The sequence below is a fragment of the Dellaglioa sp. CoH-57-MRSF-17 genome (genome assembly GCF_056782015.1).
The window spans coordinates 1-566 of record NZ_JBXAXY010000035.1 but is presented as its reverse complement, the minus strand read 5'-3'; the positions used below and the strand labels follow the sequence as shown (position 1 = coordinate 566).

The following is a 566-nucleotide window of genomic DNA, read 5'->3' as shown; positions in this document are numbered from 1 at the left end:
AAGTTCGGCATCCATGCTAAAGCTGACCGAAACAGGCTCGTAGGTAACGGCCTGAACCGTCTTGCTCAGGTTTACTGAGATTCGTGTCACTTTCATTGGTAATTCGTTCTCCGAATTTCACGCAAGATCATGCGCAGGTTTTCCTTGTAAGGCTTCGCGGTCAGGGCTCGACGCTTCTTAGCGCGATTGATGATGCGACGCGCCACTTCCCATTCTGCTCGCGAGTACTCCGGGCACGTGTGATTGGTCTTGTCGAAATCGCACCACGCGAAAAAATGGCGAACGAATCCGGATCGATTCATCTGGGCTCGCATAAAATCAGCCATCGCAACACCCAGCTCACGGTGGGCCTCGTCATGCACAAACACGGCGTTCCCCGCGCTCATGCCAGTCTCTCCAGTTCAGCGGAGCATCCGCAGCACATGCACGTACGAATGCCAGAAAAATCAGTTCGGTGTTCGATGTATTCGTCAAACATTTGCAACCACTCGGATGCCTCGCGCACCCGTGTCTGATTGCGCGTCTGACGATCCTTCTCGTAGTCGAGAACGAAATTCGTTACAGCC

General features: G+C 53.4%; 1 protein-coding gene. It reads right to left on the bottom strand.

The window, feature by feature from the left end; all coding sequences use genetic code 11:
- Positions 1-92: 92 nt before the first annotated feature.
- On the bottom strand, positions 93-386 hold the full coding sequence (locus AC1RPJ_RS07720; protein ID WP_289859367.1) for a hypothetical protein: 294 nt from the start codon (positions 384-386) through the stop codon (positions 93-95).
- Between the last annotated feature and the right edge of the window lie 180 nt (positions 387-566).

Coding starts and splice junctions, on each gene's coding strand:
- AC1RPJ_RS07720 (WP_289859367.1), bottom strand. CDS start 386: ATGAGCGCGGGGAACGCCGTGTTTGTGCATGACGAGGCCCACCGTGAG.